General features: G+C 75.6%; 11 protein-coding genes. 7 read left to right on the forward strand and 4 right to left on the reverse strand.

The genetic code is table 11. From position 1 onward, the window contains the following. Nucleotides 1-234: 234 nt before the first annotated feature. The 3 genes from ABT014_RS10450 (at nt 235) to pcrA (ending at nt 5,009) form a co-directional block, all read left to right on the forward strand. Complete coding sequence (locus ABT014_RS10450; RefSeq protein ID WP_350638388.1) at nt 235-1,596, forward strand: PspC domain-containing protein; 1,362 nt, start codon at nt 235-237, stop codon at nt 1,594-1,596. Further along, entirely contained in the window at nt 1,589-2,281 is a 693-nt protein-coding gene (locus ABT014_RS10455; RefSeq protein ID WP_350638275.1) for a LuxR C-terminal-related transcriptional regulator, read from the forward strand. Before ABT014_RS10450 ends, ABT014_RS10455 begins: the two co-directional genes overlap by 8 nt. Before the next feature lie 133 nt (nt 2,282-2,414). Further along, on the forward strand, nt 2,415-5,009 hold the full coding sequence (pcrA, locus tag ABT014_RS10460) for a DNA helicase PcrA (RefSeq protein WP_350638276.1): 2,595 nt from the start codon (nt 2,415-2,417) through the stop codon (nt 5,007-5,009). An 84-nt stretch (nt 5,010-5,093) separates the two neighbouring features. On the opposite strand, the gene ABT014_RS10465 is transcribed toward pcrA, so the two are convergent. Further along, nucleotides 5,094-5,819 carry a M23 family metallopeptidase gene (locus ABT014_RS10465; protein ID WP_350638277.1) on the reverse strand — a complete coding sequence of 242 codons (726 nt, stop codon included), beginning with the start codon at nt 5,817-5,819 and terminating at the stop codon, nt 5,094-5,096. 76 nt (nt 5,820-5,895) lie between these two features. Next, nucleotides 5,896-6,786 (reverse strand): esterase/lipase family protein, encoded by an 891-nt coding sequence (locus tag ABT014_RS10470; RefSeq protein ID WP_350638278.1) that lies wholly within the window; start codon nt 6,784-6,786, stop codon nt 5,896-5,898. 219 nt (nt 6,787-7,005) lie between these two features. Between ABT014_RS10470 and icmB the strand changes: the two genes are divergently transcribed. Beyond that, entirely contained in the window at nt 7,006-7,413 is a 408-nt protein-coding gene (gene icmB, locus ABT014_RS10475; RefSeq protein ID WP_350638279.1) for a coenzyme B12-dependent isobutyryl CoA mutase small subunit, read from the forward strand. 103 nt (nt 7,414-7,516) lie between these two features. Here icmB and ABT014_RS10480 read toward each other — a convergent pair whose 3' ends face one another. Further along, nucleotides 7,517-9,091 (reverse strand): DUF5691 domain-containing protein, encoded by a 1,575-nt coding sequence (locus tag ABT014_RS10480; RefSeq protein WP_350638280.1) that lies wholly within the window; start codon nt 9,089-9,091, stop codon nt 7,517-7,519. Nucleotides 9,092-9,215: 124 nt separating this feature from the next. Then, nucleotides 9,216-10,535 (reverse strand): SWIM zinc finger family protein, encoded by a 1,320-nt coding sequence (locus tag ABT014_RS10485; protein WP_350638281.1) that lies wholly within the window; start codon nt 10,533-10,535, stop codon nt 9,216-9,218. 246 nt (nt 10,536-10,781) lie between these two features. Here ABT014_RS10485 and ABT014_RS10490 point away from each other — a divergent pair, with 246 nt between their 5' ends. The 3 genes from ABT014_RS10490 to ABT014_RS10500 all read left to right on the forward strand — a co-directional run bounded on the left by ABT014_RS10490 (nt 10,782) and on the right by ABT014_RS10500 (nt 15,609). Further along, a complete protein-coding gene (locus tag ABT014_RS10490; protein WP_350638282.1) occupies nt 10,782-11,882 on the forward strand; it encodes an ATP-binding protein in 1,101 nt (366 codons plus the stop codon). 37 nt (nt 11,883-11,919) lie between these two features. Next, entirely contained in the window at nt 11,920-14,253 is a 2,334-nt protein-coding gene (locus ABT014_RS10495) for a DUF5682 family protein (RefSeq protein ID WP_350638283.1), read from the forward strand. Between the two features lie 105 nt (nt 14,254-14,358). After that, nucleotides 14,359-15,609 (forward strand): VWA domain-containing protein, encoded by a 1,251-nt coding sequence (locus tag ABT014_RS10500; RefSeq protein WP_350638284.1) that lies wholly within the window; start codon nt 14,359-14,361, stop codon nt 15,607-15,609. Nucleotides 15,610-15,917: the final 308 nt, after the last annotated feature.

A 15,917-nucleotide genomic window follows, 5' to 3' on the forward strand; every position in this document is an offset into this window, starting at 1 on the left:
CATCCTGGTGCTTGCGCGGGCCGCGCCCAACCGCCCGGGGCCCGGGACCGACCCTGAACTGTCCCTGAGAGGGCACTCAGGGCCCTACCCTGATGCGCCCGGACCCGCGTACGTGTGACCATTCGTGGCGTGGCAGCCCCCGGCATCGAATCCCAGCCCCCCGTCCCTGACAACCCGTCACCGGCGGGTACCGAGCCGACCGCCACGGACGGGAGCCGCCCGCCCTACCGCAGGCTGTACCGCAGCCCGCACGGCCGGATGCTCGGCGGCGTCGCCCACGGACTCGCCGTGCACCTCGGGCTGCCGGTCGCCTGGGTCCGGGTCGCCTTCATCCTGCTCTTCTTCGCCCAGGGCATCGGCGTGCTGCTGTACGCCGCCTTCTGGTTCGTGGTGCCGATCGGCATCGGCGAGCCGGCCCCCGGCAGCGCCACCCGCTGGATCTACCGGGACGGTGCCTTCGTGCGGGTCGACGCCGACCAGGCCGGCGCCGCCGAGATCAGCAAGGAACGGCGGGCCGGCCTCGGCCGGCTGCGCGACCTGCTCCAGCGCACCTTCCACGGCGAACCCGCGGCCGCCGCACCGGCCGGCGGCCTGCCCGGCACCCCGTCGGACAAGGCCGGCAGCCGGACCGGGGTGGGCCAGCTGTTCGCGCTGCTGCTGCTCGTGGTCGGCATCATGGCGCTGCTCAGCGCCCTGCACATCCAGACCGCCAAGCCGTACGTCTGGCCGCTGCTGATCATCGGCGTCGGGGTCGCGCTGGTCTGGCGGCAGGCCGACGACTCCCGCTGGCAGCGCTGGTTCGGCCTGGAGGAGGCCACCCGGCGGCGCGGCGCCTACACCAGGGTGGTCGGCGGCGTGCTGCTGGTGGTCGCCGGCATCGTGGCCTTCCTGGTGCTCCAGGGCAGCGGCTCCACCCTCGGCTCGGTGATCGAGGCCTCGGTGGCGGTGCTGGCCGGCGTGCTGGTGCTGGTCGGCCCGTACGCGCTGCGGCTGTGGCAGGACCTCGGCGCCGAACGCACCGCCCGGATCCGCGCCCAGGAACGCGCCGAGATCGCCGCCCACGTGCACGACTCGGTCCTCCACACGCTGACCCTGATCCAGCGCAACGCCGACGACGCCAAGGAGGTGCTGCGCCTCGCCCGGGCCCAGGAGCGCGAGTTGCGGCTCTGGCTCTACCGGCCCGAGGCCGCCGCCGAGGACGCCCCCGACACCCTGGCCGAGCGGATCCGGCAGGTGGTCGCCGAGGTCGAGGACCGGCACGGGGTCCCGGTCGAGCTGGTCTGCGTCGGCGACTGCCCGATGGACGAGCGGATCTCCGCACAGATGCAGGCCGCGAGGGAGGCGATGGTCAACGCGGCCAAGTACGGTGGCGGAGGACCGGTCCAGGTGTACGCGGAGGTGGAGGGGCGGACGGTGTCCGTGTTCGTCCGCGACCACGGGCCAGGCTTCGACCCCGACACCGTGCCCGAGGACCGGATGGGCGTACGGGAGTCGATCATCGGCCGGATGCGGCGCAACGGGGGTACCGCCAAGGTGCGCCCGGCGCCGGACGGCGGCACCGAGGTCGAGCTGGAGATGGAGAGAGCAGATGTCTGAGGCCGAGACCGTGGCAGCCGGACCGGAGCGCACCGCGCGGGTGGTCCTGGTCGACGACCACCGGATGTTCCGCACGGGGGTGCGGGCCGAGATCGGGCGCACCGAGATCACCGGCATCGACGTGGTCGGCGAGGCCGACGACGTCGAATCGGCGGTGCAGGTGGTGGCCGAGACCCGGCCCGACGTGGTGCTGCTCGACGTCCACCTGCCCGGCGGAGGCGGGGTCGAGGTGCTGCGCCGTTCCGCGCCGCTGATGGCCGACCCGACCGGCGTGCGCTTCCTCGCGCTGTCGGTCTCCGACGCGGCCGAGGACGTCATCGGCGTGATCCGCGGCGGCGCCCGCGGCTACGTCACCAAGACGATCACCGGGACCGACCTGGTCAACGCGATCTTCCGGATCTCCGACGGCGACGCGGTCTTCTCGCCCCGGCTGGCCGGATTCGTGCTGGACGCCTTCGCCGCCACCGACACCCCGCCGGTGGACGAGGACCTGGACCGGCTCACCCAGCGGGAGCGCGAGGTGCTGCGGCTGATCGCGCGCGGCTACGCGTACAAGGAGATCGCCAAGCAGCTGTTCATCTCGGTCAAGACGGTGGAGAGCCACGTCTCGGCGGTGCTGCGCAAGCTCCAGCTCAGCAACCGGCACGAGCTGACCCGCTGGGCGACGGCCCGCCGCCTGGTCTGACGCCTGTCCGTCCGGCCGCCGGGCACGTGCTGCCCGGCGGCCGGGCCCGGCCCGGTCGTTTCCGGCCGTCCGCGCCCGTACCGGGATGCGGGCCGCCCGGGGTGTCGGTGGCGGGTCATACACTCGGAGGGCCATGAGTAGCCTCTTTGACGACCTCCCGCTCCCCGGCTTCGAGGACCCAGCCGTCGGGTCGAGCCGCCCCGCCGCCGACGAGCCGCCGTACGAGGAGCCCCCGTACGAGGAGGCTCCGCACGACTACACCCCGTACGAGGAGGCCATCCCGGACGGGCTGTTCCATACCGATCACGCGGCCGACGCCGAGCGGGACGCCTACTACCGCAACGGCGCCGCGCGGACGGTGATCGACCCGGTGCAGCTGCTGGAGGGGATGAACGACCCGCAGCGCCAGGCGGTGGAGCACCACGGCTCGCCGCTGCTGATCGTGGCCGGCGCCGGCTCCGGCAAGACCCGGGTGCTGACGCACCGGATCGCGTACCTGCTGGGCGCCCGGCAGGTGCAGCCCGGCGAGATCCTGGCGATCACCTTCACCAACAAGGCCGCCGGCGAGATGCGCGAGCGGGTCGAGCAGCTGGTCGGCCCGCGGGCCCGGGCGATGTGGGTGTCGACCTTCCACAGCGCCTGCGTGCGGATCCTGCGCCGGGAGTCGAAGCTGCTCGGCTTCACCTCCAGCTTCTCGATCTACGACTCGGCGGATTCGCAGCGCCTGATGGGCCTGGTCTGCCGCGATCTGGACCTGGATCCGAAGCAGTACCCGCCGAAGTCCTTCACCGCGAAGGTCAGCAACCTCAAGAACGAGCTGATCGACGAGGAGACCTACGCCGACCAGGCCGCCAACCCGACCGAGAAGAAGCTCGCCGAGGCGTACTTCCTCTACCAGCGGCGCCTGCGCGAGGCGAACGCGCTGGACTTCGACGACATCATCATGACCACCGTCAACCTGCTCCAGGCCTTCCCGGACGTGGCCGAGCACTACCGCCGCCGCTTCCGGCACATCCTGGTCGACGAGTACCAGGACACCAACCACGCCCAGTACACGCTGGTGCGCGAGCTCAGCGGCGGCGCCGCCGCCCACGCGCCGAAGATGACCGCCGACGGCGACTTCGTCAACCCGGCGGACGCCCGGCTGGCGCAGATCTCCCCGGCCGAGCTGTGCGTGGTCGGTGACGCGGACCAGTCGATCTACGCCTTCCGCGGCGCGACCATCCGCAACATCCTCCAGTTCGAGGAGGACTACCCGAACGCGACCACGATCCTGCTGGAGCAGAACTACCGCTCCACGCAGACCATCCTCACCGCCGCCAACTCGGTCATCGAGCGCAACACCAACCGCCGCAAGAAGAACCTGTGGACGGCCGGCGACGAGGGCGAGAAGGTGGTCGGCTACGTCGCCGACGACGAGCACGGCGAGGCGCAGTTCATCGCGGACGAGATCGACCGGCTGACCGACAAGGGCGACGCCCGCCCCGGCGACGTGGCGATCTTCTACCGGACCAACGCCCAGTCCCGCGTCTTCGAAGAGGTGTTCATCCGGGTCGGCCTGCCGTACAAGGTGGTCGGCGGGGTGCGCTTCTACGAGCGCAAGGAGGTCCGGGACGTCCTGGCGTACCTGCGGGTGCTCTCCAACCCCGAGGACACCGTGCCGCTGCGCCGGATCCTCAACGTGCCCAAGCGCGGCATCGGCGACCGTGCCGAGGCGATGATCGACGCGCTGGCGGCCCGGGAGCGGATCAGCTTCGCCCAGGCGCTGGTGCGGGTCGACGAGGCGTACGGGATGGCCGCGCGCTCGGCCAACGCCGTGAAGAAGTTCAACGCGCTGCTGGCGGGGCTGCGGCAGGTGGTCGAGTCCGGTGCCGGCCCGGCCGCGGTGCTGGAGGCCGTGCTGGAGGAGACCGGCTACCTGGCCGAGCTGCAGGCCTCCACCGATCCGCAGGACGAGACCCGGGTGGAGAACCTCCAGGAGCTCGCCGCGGTGGCCCTGGAGTACGAGAAGGACCCGGGCGAGCGCCCCGAGGCCGAGGAGGGCGACGGCACCCCGCCGGTCGGCTCGCTGGCCGACTTCCTGGAGCGGGTGGCGCTGGTCGCCGACTCCGACCAGATCCCGGACGACGAGGAGGGCGGCGGCGTCATCACCATGATGACCCTGCACACCGCCAAGGGCCTGGAGTTCCCGGTGGTCTTCCTGACCGGCATGGAGGACGGGATCTTCCCGCACATGCGGGCGCTCAACCAGGTCAAGGAGCTGGAGGAGGAGCGCCGGCTGGCCTACGTCGGCCTCACCCGGGCCCGCCAGCGGCTCTACCTGACCCGCTCGGTGCTGCGCAGCGCCTGGGGCCAGCCCTCGTACAACCCGGCGTCCCGCTTCCTGGAGGAGATCCCGGGGACGCTGGTGGAGTGGAAGCGGACGGGCGCGGCGGCGGTGCCGGCCGCCCGCGGGCTGTCCGGCTCCTCGTCCTCGCGGCTGTCCTCCTCGGGCGGCGGTGCGGCGGCCTCGCCGAAGGCGGGCTGGGGCCGGTCGGCCCGCGAAGTGGCGGCGCGCGACGTGCCGAGCCTCGCGGTCGGCGACCGGGTCACCCACGACACCTTCGGGCTCGGCACGGTGGTGGCCACCATGGGGGTGGGCGACAAGGCGCAGGCGACGGTCGACTTCGGGGCCGCCACCGGCCGCAAGCAGCTGCTGCTGCGGTACGCGCCGGTGGAGAAGCTCTGACCCGACGGGTGTCGGACGGCCGGCCCGGGATCGCGCCTCGCGGTCCCGGGCCGCTCGCTGTCCGGGCCCGGCCCGCGCGCGGGCTCAGCGCGGGTCGAGGCCGTGGGCGAGCAGCCAGGGCAGCGGGTCGACCGGCACCACGCCGTCCGGGCGGACCTCGAAGTGCAGGTGCGGGCCGGTGCTGTTGCCGGTGCTGCCGGAGTAGGCGATCACCTCCCCGGCCCGGACCGGGCCCTTGCGGATCCGGTACGAACGCAGGTGGCAGTACCAGGTGCTGGTGCCGTCCCGGTCGGTGACGGTCGCCAGGTAGCCGTACGCCGGGCTCCAGCGGGTGCTGACCATGCCGTCGGTGGCGGCCCGGACGGGCGTGCCGGCGGGGACGGGGAAGTCGATGCCGGTGTGCCGGTCCGCCCAGCGGGTGCCCGCCTGGCCGAAGCCGGCGCTCAGGCCGTGCGCGGCGACCGGCAGGACGTGGTGCGGGCGGTCGGGGGCCGGCTGCTGCTCCCCGGCGGCGGCGGGGGGTGAGGTGACGGGCACGGGCCGGTCGGGTCTGGGGCCGGTGCGGTCGGCCCGGGTGTCGGCGGCCGGCCGGGGAGCGGCCGGCGCACTGCGGGCGCCCGTCGGGGTGCCGTCGGCGGCGGACGGCCCCGGGGGTGGGCCGGCCTCGTGCTGCACGGCCACCGCCGCGGCGCTGAACACCCCGAGGGTGGCCGCGGACGGCAGCGCCACCGTGAGCACGGCGGCCCGGGTGGCGCGCCGGGCCAGCTCGCGCTGCCGGGCGCGGGCGCCGGTACGGGAGTTGAGGGTCACGCTGCCGCCTCCTCGGAATCGGGAGAAACAGCCTGGACTGTAGTCCTCTCAGTCGATTTCGGACAAAGTGTGCATCTCAGGAGGCCTGTCGCTCCGTCAGGCCGGTGTCCCCGGTAGCCTCCAGTGCGCGGCGGACCGCCTCGACGGCGAGCGGATGACTGGGCAGCCCGATGTGCCCGACGCCCGGGATCGTCAGATTGTCGGTCTGCAGATCGGGGTGGTGCAGCAGGGCGCTGCGCCCGGGCCGGACCACCTCGTCCAGCTCGCCGCGCAGGGCGGTGAACCGGGCCCGGCAGCGCGGTGCGGGGAGTTGGAGCTCGGCCAGCAAGGGGCTGCCGGGCCGCAGCTGACGGGTGATCGGCAGCGGGATCGGCAGCAGCGCGGCGGTGGTGCCCTCGTGCGGCGTGCCGAGGGTGACCACGGTGGGCACGAGGGCGTCCCCGCCGAGGCGCTGCACGTAGTACCGGCAGATCAGCCCGCCCAGGCTGTGGCCGACCAGGGTGACCGGGCGGCCCTGGTGGGCCCGTGCGGCCCAGCCGACGTGACGGGCCAGCAGGACGGCGGCGGCCCGGACGTCCCGGGTCAGCGGCGAGTAGTTGAGGGCGTGCAGGTGGGTCCAGCCCTGCCGGTGCAGCTCGCGCCGGAGCGGGCCGAACACCGCGCGGTTGTCGGCCAGCCCGTGCAGCAGCAGCACCGGACCGTGCTGCGGCGGGCCGTCGCGCGGGGGCCGGCCCGGGGCCGCGTCCGGGCAGCTGTGCGGGCGCGGCTCGGCCGGGATGCCGGCCGGGTAGCGGATCAGGTGGTGGGCGAGGGCGGTGGCCTCCGCGCCGGCGCCCCGGACGGTGGCGGCGGCCCGGTCGAACCCGAGGGACTGCTCGGGCACGGCGGCCGGGTCGACGGCGGAGACGGGGCACGGGAGGGACGGCGGATCGGGCGGCAGGCCTTCGGGTGGCGGGAAACGGTGCATGCGGCTCCCCCCGGGCAGGGTGGCGCGGGGCCCCCGCGGCGGACGGCGCGGGGGTGACGGGCGGGCGGTGCTGTGATTTTCCCCTCCTCTCGACAGGCGAAACGGACGCCGGGCGCGGTTGGCGCTACCCTCCCCTCAGGTCTGTTAAGAGTGGTTAACGCCACACCCGAGCCCGGCCGAGCCGGCCGGGTGGTGGACGACGAGGTCCAGGAGGCAGTGATGGGCGTGTCAGGCCCGATCCGTGTGGTGGTCGCCAAGCCGGGGCTGGACGGGCACGACCGGGGTGCCAAGGTGATCGCCCGGGCGCTGCGCGACGCCGGGATGGAGGTCATCTACACCGGCCTGCACCAGACTCCCGAGCAGATCGTCGACACCGCGATCCAGGAGGACGCCGACGGCATCGGCCTGTCGATCCTGTCCGGCGCGCACATGACCCTGTGCGCCAAGGTGCTGGAGCTGCTGCGCGAGCGCGACGCCGAGGACATCAAGGTGTTCTGCGGCGGGATCGTGCCGCCGGAGGACATCGTCGAGCTGAAGGCGCTCGGCGTGGCCGACATCTTCACCCCGGGCACCCCGACCCAGGACGTGGTGGCCTGGGTCCAGGAGAACCTGCGCCACGCGGGCTGACCCGCGAGGACCGGTCCGGCCCGGGGCAACGGCGCCCCGGGCCGCTCCCCGCCTGGCCTGACCCGCCCGACCTGACCCGCCCGACCTGCCCGGCCGGCCCCGCTCAGCCGGCCAGTTCGGCCAGCATCGCGGCCCGGAACCGCAGCGTCCCGGCGAGCCGGTCGAAGGTCTCCGCCCACGCGGTGTCGGGGGCGGCGTCCGCCGCCAGGGCCGCCACCGCCGGGGCCGCCTCGGGGGCCAGCGCCCGCTCCGTCATGCCCAGCACGCCGCTGTGGCTCCACGGGTACGCACCGGAACGGGCGGCCCGCTCCAGGGCGGCGACCACGGCGGTGGACAGCGGCGGCGTCCACGGGGTGGCGCAGGCGCCGAGCAGCTGGAAGGCGTCGCCGAGCCCGTGGGTCTGCACGAACGCGGCCGTCCAGGCGGCCCGTTCGGCGGCGGGCAGCACCGAGAGCAGCCGGGCCGGCGAGCCGGCCGCGCGCCCCGCCCGGCCCGGGCGCGGCACCGGCCCGAGCAGCGCCCGGGCCCAGTCGGCGTCCTGCTGCCGGACCGCGGCCCTGGCCCACGCCTCCCGCAGGTCGTCCGTCCAGTCCGTACCGCCGTCGCCGACCGGGAGCCGCAGCAGCTGCTCGGGGTCGAGGCCGGTGTCGGCGGCCCACCGGGACAGGGGCGCGGCGGCGACGATCTCGCCGAACCACCAGGCCCGTTCCCCGCGTCCGGTGGGCGACTTGACCGCTATGCCGTCCCGTTGCATCCCGGCGTCGCACGCGGCCGGCGGGCTGACGCTCAGTCGGCGCCCCTCCAGGCGTACGACCGCTCGGGCGCGCTCCGCCATCCGGGTGGCAAATGCGGAGCCGGGCAGGGTGGAGAGCAGCTCGGCCGCCGTCGCCCGGACGTTCTTGCTCCGGTCGGTCAGCGCGGCCTCCAGGAACGGTTCGTCGGCCGCGGACAGGCCCTCCTGCAGCGCGTCCAGGAACAGCACCCGGTCCTCGGCCCGCTCGGTCGCCCAGGTGGAGGCCAGCAGCTCCAGCGCCTCCTGCGGACGCTCGCGGCGCAGCCGGGACAGATGGGTGACCCGCTCGGCGAACAGACCCTCCTGCCAGACCTGCGGCCCCGCGCCGGCCGCGACCGGCTCGGTGGCCGTCCGGTGCACGAAGCGCCAGTCCTGGTTCCGGTCGGCCAGCCAGCGGCCCAGTGGCCCGGCCAGCGCGACGGCGGGCGCGCGCAGTTCGCTGCGGGCCCGGGCGGTGTCCAGCAGCGGCGGCACCAGCGCGCCGGGCAGCCGGTACCCGTGCGCCAGCGCCGCCTCCAGCCACTGCGGCAGCAGCTCGGCCAGGTTGGCCGGCGCGGTGCCGGCGGCGCGCCCGCCGACCAGCACCGCCAGCCGTCGGGCGGCGGCCTCGGGCAGCTCCGGGCGCGGGTCCGGCCCGGCGACCGGCGGCAGCTCGGGCGCCGGCAGCGCGGTGGCCCCGGCCCGGCGCCGGACCGCGACCAGCGCGGCCAGGTCGAGCAGCGCGACCGCCGGGTCGGTGCGGTCGACGGCCGCCGCCGCGGCCAGCAGGGCGGGCGGCCCGGCCGGCTCGGGCAGCGGCCTGCGGTCGGTGCCCAGCAGCGCGGCACTCTCCAGCTCGGCCCAGCCGTCGGCGGCCGGGTCGAGGGTGACGGTGGGGATGGTCATGGCCGGCCTCCGGTCGGGTCCGCGGACGAGCTGGTCGGTGCTGCGGGGCAGGGGTGGGGGTGGGGGCGGTGGTGCGGGTCCGGGCGGGGGTACGGGCGCGAGTCGGGCCCGGTGCGGGCGGCGGTCACTGGCCCACCCCCACCGGCGCGTCCTGCCCCGACCACGCCGTCACCGGCGTGAACCCGGCCGGCCCGCACTCGCCGAACAGCGTGACCGGGTGCCCGGCCGAGACCGCGGCCAGCCGCCACAGCGCCGCCTCCGGCACCGAACCCCGGCGCACCGCCACCGCGCTGCGGCCGTCCGTCAGCTGCCAGCCCTCCGGGCCGAGCACCGGCACCACCTCGCTCAGCACCACCGGCCAGGACTCCAGCCAGGGATCGTCCGCCACCGCCGCCCCGTACGCCGCCACCGCCTCGGCGGGGGAGAGCCCGGCGGGCGGCCCGGCGGGCCCGGCCTCGGGCGCGCCGTAGCGGTGGCCGAGCACCGCGCGCAGCGGGCGGGCCCCCGGGTGGAAGGCGAGCTCGGCCTCCAGCAACTGCCCGGCGGGCAAAGCCAGTTCCGGCGCCTGACCGGGCCGGCCGAAGGCCAGCAGGACGGCGCAGCGGCCGGTCTTGGCGCCGCGCAGCCACAGCCGGCGGGTGGTCAGCCGCTCGTCCGCGGTGTCCCGGCTGCCGAGCACCTGCCACCGGTCACGGACGGTCGGCCCGGCCAGCAGCTCGGCCGTGTCGGCGGTGAAGCCGACCCGGGTGCGGACCGTCGCGGCCAGCTCCTCGGGCAGCTCGTCGACCCGGCCCCAGGCCCCGGCCAGCAGGTGCAGCAGCGCGTACCCGGTCAGCAGGCCCTGCTGCGGGGTGTGCGCCAACTCCTTGACCCGGGAGGCGAGTCCGGGCGCCTGCGCATCCACCATCCGGGCCGCCACCTGCTCCCACCCGTCCGCCGCGGCGCCGTGGTCGGCCAGGCCGCGGCGCACGCCGTCCGCCAGCCGCAGCCGCAACTCCTGGGCGCCGGCCGAGACCCGGGCCGCCCGCCGCTCCAGGCGCCGCCGCGCGGCCACCGGATCGGCGGTCTCCGCCTTGGCCTGCTGCCGGGCGGCCCGCTGCTCGACCGCGGCCTGACGGGACGCCACCCACTCGGCCACCCAGTCGGGCCGCTCGGCGCCGTCGGCGATCTCCGCGGCGCCGGCGCTCCACAGCAGCAGCAGGCCCAGCACGTGCTTGCACGGGAACTTCCGGCTCGGGCAGCTGCAGCTGTACGCGGGCGCGGCCAGCTCGACCGCCGCCCGGTACGGGGTGCTGCCGCTGCCCTTGCACAGCCCCCACAGCACCCCCTGCTCGCAGCCCGCACCGGACCACGGGGCGGGCCCGGAGAGCTTGCCGGCGGCCTTCAGCGAGGCCTGGTCGGGGGCGAGGGAAAGGACGTGTTCGGTGCTCCAGCGTTCCTCCATGCCGAGGACGCTAGGCGCCCCCACTGACAACCGGCACGGCGTCAGCAGGCGCACGGCGAACCGCGGAAGCGACCGTTCCGCCGGAGCCCCGCACCCGGTCCCGACGGGTTGTCAGTGCCCGGGTGCAAGGTGGTCACCACAGGACGAGAACGCCTGTACGACCTCTGCGCCGATGGTCCCCGCACCCCTCTGAGCCGCCCGGGCCCTGCCACCGCCGTGCCCGGCCGGCCCGCACGCCAGGAGCCGATGATGACCACCGAAACGTCGACCGAAGTCCTCCGGCAGCACGCCGAGGACGCCTTCGCCGCCGAACTGGCCGCGCTCGCCGCGCAGGACGACCGCCCGCGCCCCGAGCGCTGGCTGCTCTCCCCCTGGGCCGTCGCCACCTACCTGCTGGGCGGCGAACTGCCCGACGGCACCGTGATCACCCCCAAGTACATCGGCCCGCGCCGGATCGTCGAGGTCGCCGTCACCACCCTCGCCACCGACCGCGCCCTGCTGCTGCTCGGCGTGCCCGGCACCGCCAAGACCTGGGTCTCCGAGCACCTGGCCGCCGCCATCAGCGGCGACTCCACCCTGCTCGTCCAGGGCACCGCCGGAACCCCCGAGGAGGCCGTCCGGTACGGGTGGAACTACGCCCGGCTGCTCGCCCACGGCCCCAGCCGGGACGCCCTGGTGCCCTCCCCGCTGATGCGGGCGATGGCCGACGGCCGGATCGCCCGGGTCGAGGAACTCACCCGGATCCCCGCCGACGTCCAGGACAGCCTGATCACCATCCTGTCCGAGAAGACCCTGCCGATCCCCGAACTCGGCACCGAGACCCAGGCCGTGCGCGGTTTCAACCTGATCGCCACCGCCAACGACCGCGACCGCGGGGTCAACGAGCTGTCCAGCGCGCTGCGCCGCCGCTTCAACACCGTCGTGCTGCCGCTGCCCGCCACCCTGGACGAGGAGGTCGACATCGTCACCCGCCGGGTCGGCCAGCTCGGCCGCTCGCTCGACCTGCCCGAACTGCCCGGCGGCGCCGAGGAGATCCGCCGGGTGGTCACCGTCTTCCGCGAGCTGCGCGCCGGCGTCACCGCCGACGGTCGCACCAAGGTCAAGACCCCGAGCGGCACCCTCTCCACCGCCGAGGCCATCTCGGTGGTCACCAACGGCCTCGCACTCGCCACCCACTTCGGCGACGGCGTGCTGCGCGCCGGCGACGTCGCCGGCGGCATCCTCGGCGCCGTCGTCCGCGACCCGGTCGCCGACCGCGCCGTCTGGCGGGAGTACGTCGAGGGCGTGATCCGCGAGCGGGACGGCTGGAAGGACTTCTACCGCGCCGCCCGCGAGCACTCCAACTGACCGCAGCGACCCCGTACCCCGCAGAAGGGAGGCCGACATGACCGACGGACCGACGCTGCTCGGCATCCGGCACCACGGGCCCGGCTCGGCCCGCGCCGTCGCCGCCGCGCTGGCGCAGCTGCGCCCCGACGCCGTGCTGATCGAAGGGCCCCCGGAGGCCGACCCGCTGGTGGCGCTGGCCGCCGAGAAGGACCTGGTGCCGCCGGTGGCCCTGCTCGCCCACGTGGTGGACGACCCGGCCCGGGCCGCGTTCTGGCCGTTCGCGGTCTTCTCCCCGGAGTGGGTGGCGCTGCGGTACGCGGTCGAGCACCAGGTGCCGGTCCGCTTCATCGACCTGCCCGCCGCCCACACCCTCGCCGAACCGGACCGTGCGGACGGGCCGGACGCGCCCGACGGCCCCGACGGCCCGGCAGCCACCGGGCGCGACCGCGCCGGCGAGACCGACCCGATCGCCGCGCTCGCCGTGGCCGCCGGCCACGACGACCCCGAACGCTGGTGGGAGGACGTGGTCGAGCACCGCAGCCCCGGCACCGACGCGCTCGCGCCGTTCGAGGCCGTCGCCGAGGCGATGACCGCCCTGCGCGAAGGCACCCCGACCGGCCGCCGCGACGCGCTGCGCGAGGCGTACATGCGCCAGCAGCTGCGCGCCGCCCGCCGGGCCGGGCACCGGCGGGTCGCCGTGGTCTGCGGGGCCTGGCACGTCCCGGCCCTGCGCGAGATGCCCACGGCGGCGCAGGACAAGGCCCTGCTGGCCGGCCTCCCGAAGAAGGTGCGCACCGAGCTCACCTGGGTCCCCTGGACCCACCGCAGGCTCTCCCAGCACACCGGCTACGGCGCCGGCATCGACTCACCCGGCTGGTACCACCACCTGTTCACCACCGAGCGCGACACCGTCGCCCGCTGGCTGACCACGGTCGCCGACCTGCTCAGGGCCGAGGACCACCCGGTCTCCTCCGCGCACGTCATCGAGGCCGTCCGGCTGGCCGAGACGCTCGCGGCGATGCGCGGACGCCCGCTCGCCGGGCTCACCGAGACGCTCGACGCCGTCCGGGCCGTCATGTGCGACGGCTCCGACGTGGCCCTCGCCCTGGTGCACGACCGGCTGGTGGTCGGCGACGCGCTCGGCGAGGTCCCCGACTCGGCCCCCGCCGTCCCGCTCCAGCGCGACCTGGCCCGGCTCCAGCGCAGCCTGCGGCTCAAGCCCGACCCCACCGAGCGCGAACTCGTCCTCGACCTGCGCAAGGAGCTCGACACCGAGCGCTCCACCCTGCTGCACCGGCTGCGCCTGCTCGGCATCGGCTGGGGCACCCCCAGCCGCTCCGCCGTCAACTCCACCGGCACCTTCCGGGAGACCTGGCGGCTGGTGTGGGAGCCCGAGTACGCCGTCCGGGTGGTCGAGGCCGCGCAGTGGGGCACCACCGTCGAGGGAGCAGCCACCGGCAAGGCCGTCGCGGAAGCCGCCCGCGCCGGCGAGCTCGCCGAGCTGACGGCGCTGGTCGAACGCTGCCTGCTCGCCGGCCTGCCGGCCGCCCTCCCCGCCGTGATGCGGGCCCTCGCCGACCGGGCCGCCCTGGACACCGACGTCGCGCAGCTCGCCGCCGCGCTGCCCGCGTTGGTCCGGGCGCTGCGCTACGGCGACGTCCGCGGCACCGACGGCGGCGCCCTGGCCGGCGTGGCCCGCGGGCTCGCCGAGCGGATCTGCGTCGGCCTGCCGGCCGCCTGCACCGGCCTGGACCAGGACGGCGCCAACGCGATGCGCTCCCACCTGGACGCGGTGCACACCGCCGTCGCCCTGCTGGCCGCCGAGGACACCTCCGAGGACCCGGTCGCCGACCGCTGGGCCTCGACCCTGCACGCGCTGGCCGCCCGCGAACCCGCCGGCGGCCCGGCCACCGGCGCCCCCGGGCTGCTGCGCGGGCGCGCCGTCCGGCTGCTGCTGGACGACGGGCGGCTCGGGACCGAGGAGGCCGGGCGCCGGCTCGGCCTGGTGCTCTCGCCCGGCGGCACCCCGGCCGACGCGGCGGGCTGGGTGGAGGGCTTCCTGGCCGGCGGCGGCGCCCTGCTGCTGCACGACACCCGGCTGCTGGCGCTGCTCGACGACTGGCTGGCGGGAGTCCGGCCGGGGACCTTCACCGACCTGCTGCCGGTGCTCCGGCGCACCTTCTCCGCACTGGAGGCGGGGGTGCGGCGCACCGTCGGCGAACGCGTCGCGGCCGGCCCGCTCGGTTCACCCGCCGGCCCCGCGGCGGCGGACACCACCGCACTGGACGGGCTCAGGGCGGACGCGGCGCTGCCGATCCTCGCCCTGCTGCTCGGCCTGCCGACCGCCCCGGCCCGGATCCCCCGCCAGGCGGACCGCCGGGCCGGCTGAGACCGGGCGTTCGGCCGGGTGGTGGAGGGGTCCACCCGGCCGGCGCCCCGTACCCGCAGACCGCACGCACCGCACTGCACCGAATTGGATTCGAAGGAGCGTCAGATGACCACGCCCCAGCCCACGCCCCGGCCCACCACCGACCTCGCCGACCTCACCGGCCTCACCGGGAGCGACCGGCACCCGGTCGACCCGGCCGACCGGGCCGCCGAGCGCCTGCGCCGCTGGCGGCTGGTGCTCGGCGGCGAGGCGGACGGGACGGGCTGCGCCCTCACCGGCCGGGACGCGGCGATGGACGGCGCGCTGGCCGCGCTCTACCGGGGCGCCGGCGCCGAACCGGCCCCGGGCCGGCCGCGCACCGGCACCCGCACCGCCGGCCTCGGCGGCTCCGCCCCGCAGGTGGCGCGCTGGCTCGGCGACATCCGCGCGTACTTCCCGACCACCGTGGTCCAGCTGATGCAGCAGGACGCGATCACCCGCCTCGGCCTCGACCGGCTGCTGCTGGAGCCCGAGATGCTGGCCGCGGTCGAGCCGGACGTGCACCTGGTGGGCACCCTGCTCTCGCTCAAGCACGCGCTGCCGGAGAGCACCCGGGAGAGCGCCCGCGCGGTGATCGGCGCGGTGGTGGCCGAGCTGGAGCGGCGGCTGGCCGACCGCACCCGTTCGACCGTGGGCGGCGCGCTGGACCGCAGCGCCAAGGTGAACCGGCCGCGCCACAGCGACATCGACTGGGGCCGCACGATCCGGGCCAACCTGGCCAACTACCTGCCGGAGCACCGCACCGTCGTCCCCGAGCGGCTGATCGGCCACGCCCGCGCGCAGCGGTCGGTCAAGAAGGAGGTGATCCTCTGCATCGACCAGTCCGGCTCGATGGCCGCCTCGGTGGTGCACTCGGCGGTGTTCGGCGCGGTGCTCGCCTCCATGCCCAGCCTGAACACCCGGCTGGTGGTCTTCGACACCTCGGTGGTCGACCTGACCGAGCAGCTCACCGACCCGGTGGACGTCCTGTTCGCCACCCGGCTCGGCGGCGGCACCGACATCAACCGGGCGCTGGCCTACTGCCAGTCGAGGATCACCCGGCCGTCCGAGACGATCGTGGTGCTGATCAGCGACCTCTACGAGGGCGGCATCCGGCACGAGATGCTCAAGCGGGTGGCCGCGATGAAGGCCTCCGGGGTCCAGTTCATCGCCGTGCTGGCGCTCTCGGACGAAGGCGCCCCGGCCTACGACCACGCGCACGCCGCCGCGCTGGCCGCGCTCGGCGCGCCGGCCTTCGCCTGCACCCCGGACGCCTTCCCGGAGATCATGGCCGCCGCGATCGAGAAGCGGCCGCTGCCGGTGCCCGCCGACAAGTGAGCGTCTTCACCCGAACGAGTGAGTCGACCCCGCCGCCCGGCCCGCGGCCCCGAGGGCTGCGAAAACGTGCTGCGACACGCTCGGAACGGCCTGTTGTGACGGTTCTCACCAAAGCCGACCCGGCCCCGGGCGAAACACGCCCGTCGTACGGGGATAACCTGCCACACGGACGTGACGCGCGTGTTGATTGACGGTGCGCCCGGCGCTGTGTAGGCCGCAAGGCCGTAACTCTGCGTACCTGCGCAGCCCGACGACCCGCAGCGAAGATCCTGCCGTGGCACGCTCGTAGAGACACAATCCGCGACCAC

It is taken from the genome of Kitasatospora sp. NPDC094015 (assembly GCF_040304075.1).
Lineage (GTDB): Bacteria > Actinomycetota > Actinomycetes > Streptomycetales > Streptomycetaceae > Kitasatospora.

What these genes read in the sequence shown, in the direction of transcription:
- ABT014_RS10455 (WP_350638275.1), top strand. Translation starts at nt 1,589, where the DNA reads ATGTCTGAGGCCGAGACCGTGGCAGCCGGACCGGAGCGCACCGCGCGG.
- pcrA (WP_350638276.1), top strand. Translation starts at nt 2,415, where the DNA reads ATGAGTAGCCTCTTTGACGACCTCCCGCTCCCCGGCTTCGAGGACCCA.
- ABT014_RS10470 (WP_350638278.1), bottom strand. Translation starts at nt 6,786, where the DNA reads ATGCACCGTTTCCCGCCACCCGAAGGCCTGCCGCCCGATCCGCCGTCC.
- icmB (WP_350638279.1), top strand. Translation starts at nt 7,006, where the DNA reads ATGGGCGTGTCAGGCCCGATCCGTGTGGTGGTCGCCAAGCCGGGGCTG.
- ABT014_RS10480 (WP_350638280.1), bottom strand. Translation starts at nt 9,091, where the DNA reads ATGACCATCCCCACCGTCACCCTCGACCCGGCCGCCGACGGCTGGGCC.
- ABT014_RS10485 (WP_350638281.1), bottom strand. Translation starts at nt 10,535, where the DNA reads ATGGAGGAACGCTGGAGCACCGAACACGTCCTTTCCCTCGCCCCCGAC.
- ABT014_RS10490 (WP_350638282.1), top strand. Translation starts at nt 10,782, where the DNA reads ATGATGACCACCGAAACGTCGACCGAAGTCCTCCGGCAGCACGCCGAG.
- ABT014_RS10495 (WP_350638283.1), top strand. Translation starts at nt 11,920, where the DNA reads ATGACCGACGGACCGACGCTGCTCGGCATCCGGCACCACGGGCCCGGC.
- ABT014_RS10500 (WP_350638284.1), top strand. Translation starts at nt 14,359, where the DNA reads ATGACCACGCCCCAGCCCACGCCCCGGCCCACCACCGACCTCGCCGAC.